Source organism: Streptomyces sp. NPDC002588 (genome assembly GCF_040295925.1).
GTDB lineage: Bacteria > Actinomycetota > Actinomycetes > Streptomycetales > Streptomycetaceae > Streptomyces.
This window is the reverse complement of sequence record NZ_JBEOWF010000112.1, coordinates 1-2,247: the sequence shown is the minus strand read 5'-3', so window position 1 is coordinate 2,247 and position 2,247 is coordinate 1. Positions and strand designations below refer to the sequence as shown.

Annotated in this window: 1 protein-coding gene and 1 pseudogene; both read right to left on the bottom strand. The window is 71.1% G+C overall.

The window, feature by feature from the left end:
- Positions 1–147: 147 nt before the first annotated feature.
- Positions 148–962: pseudogene (locus ABT057_RS48995) on the bottom strand (GTP 3',8-cyclase MoaA).
- A 16-nt stretch (positions 963–978) separates the two neighbouring features.
- Positions 979–2,124, bottom strand: coding sequence for an XdhC family protein (locus tag ABT057_RS48990; RefSeq protein ID WP_352351888.1), 1,146 nt, complete (start codon positions 2,122–2,124; stop codon positions 979–981).
- Between the last annotated feature and the right edge of the window lie 123 nt (positions 2,125–2,247).

The following is a 2,247-nucleotide window of genomic DNA, read 5'->3' as shown; positions in this document are numbered from 1 at the left end:
CCTAGTAGCTCCGCTACGAGGGCTTCCGCCCGGCACGCCGAGAGCACGCACCGAACGCCGCTCCTTCTCCCGCGGAGATCCATCAGAAGGGCCCTGGTGCCGCGGCAGGCAGCGGGCACCCCTATGACGGGTGTCCGCACACAGGCGTCACCCTCCGATTGCTGACATCGGTCTGTCCGGCTGGACGAATGACGGGGCGTCCAGGCCTACTCCTGCCTTCTTTCCCCACATCGCCTCGCGCCAGATGCGGGCCATCTCCTCGTCGGGGGGTCCGAGCGGAGGGCTGCGCGGAGGTCTGTTTCCTCGCGGGCGAAGAGACAGGTGCGGATCTGGCCGTCGGCCGTCAGGCGGGTGCGGTCGCAGGCGGCGCAGAACGGGCGGGGGACCGAGGCAATGACACCCACGACCTGTGGACCGCCGTCCACCAGCCAGCGCTCCGCCGGGGCCGAACCCCGCTTGTCCGAGCCCTCCTCCGTCAGCTCGAAGCGAGTGCGCAGAGACTGCAGGATGTCGCCCGCCGTCACCATGCCCTCGCGCTTCCAGTCGTGCTGGGCGTTCAGCGGCATCTGCTCGATGAAACGCAGCTCGTAGTCGTGCTCGACCGCCCAGGTCAGCAGGTCCGGGGCCTCGTCCGCATTCAGGCCCGGCATCAGGACCGCGTTCACCTTCACCGGGGTCAGACCCGTCTCACGAGCCGCTTCCAGGCCCGCGACCTGCTCCACGATGCCGACCAGACCCGGGCGCAGCAGGGGCTCGCCGCCCGTGAAGCGGACTTTTTCGATGCCCAGCAGGCGGACGGCTATGTCTATGAGGCGGACGATCTCGTCGTCCGTGAGCAGGTCCGGCTTGGCCGGCCACTGCAGGCCCTCCTCGGGCATGCAGTACGTGCACCGCAGGTTGCAGCGGTCTGTCAGCGAGACGCGCAGGTCGGTGGCCGCTCGGTTGTAGGTGTCGATGAGCACGTGGTTCCTGTTCCGCTCACGCCTTCAAGGGAACGTCCGCAGCAGCGACACCGGAAACTCGGTGGATCGGGCCGGTGACCCGGGCCAGGGGCAGGCCGGTGCTCCGGTTGGCGTGCGCGATGATCTCGGCGGTGATGGAGATGGCTGTCTCCTCGGGGGAGCGGGCACCCAGGTCGAGGCCGATCGGGGAGTGCAGCCGGGCCAACTGCCCATCGGTTACCCCCACTTCACGCAGGCGGCGCAGGCGCTCGTCGTGGGTGCGGCGGGAGCCCATCGCGCCGACGTAGCCGACGGGCAGGCCGAGGGCGAGCCGGAGCAGGGGGATGTCGAACTTGGCGTCATGGGTCAGCACGCAGACGGCGGTCCGGCCGTCCACGGCCGTCTGTGCCAGGTAGTGGTGCGGCCAGTCGACGACCACCTCGTCGGCGTACGGGAAGCGGGCTTCGGTGGCGAAGACGGGGCGGGCGTCGCACACGGTGACGTGATAGCCCAGGAACCGGCCGGCCTGGGCGAGGGCGGCGGCGAAGTCGATGGCGCCGAAAATCAGCATGCGGGGGCGGGTGGCGGCCGCATGGACCAGGACGGAGAGCTGCTCGGGGCAGGTGTCCGCGTCTCCGCCCAGGGAGAGAAGTCCGGTGCGTCCGGTGCGCAGTTGTGCGGCGGCCCGGTCCGCGACCGCTCGGCCGGTCGGTCCGTCGCCGAGTGCGCGGTCCCCGATCCAGCTGTCGCCGAGCACGCTCAAAGTGGCGCCGAGCAGTCCTTCAGACCCGTCCACGACCTGGGCGACGGCGGCGGGCCGGCCCTCGGCCGCCTCGGCGAGCGCCGCGCCGAGATGCGGCTGGGCGACGGGATCGATGCGCTGGATGAGGACGTCGAGTTCGCCGCCGCAGGTCAGTCCCACGGCGAAGGCGTCGTCGTCGGAGTAGCCGAACCAGGCCCGCTGGGCAGGCCCTCGGTCCCGCAGCACCTGCCGGCACAGCTCGTACACCGCGCCCTCGACACAGCCACCGGAGATGCTGCCGATGGCTTTGCCGTCCTCGTCCACCACCACCGACGTACCGATGGGCAGGGGTGCGCTGCCGGTGACGTCGACGACGGTGGCCAGGGCGAAGGGGCGTTCCTCGCGGCACCAGCGGTGCAGTGTGTCCGCGATGTTCAGCATGGGGGCTCCAGAGCAGACGGTCGCTGTCGCAGAAGGTGAGCGGGCCGCCGCCGCGGCGATAGGGGGCGCGTACGCGGCGGCGGCCCGGGGAGGGTCCGGCAGCCGTACGGGGGGTTCGGCTGG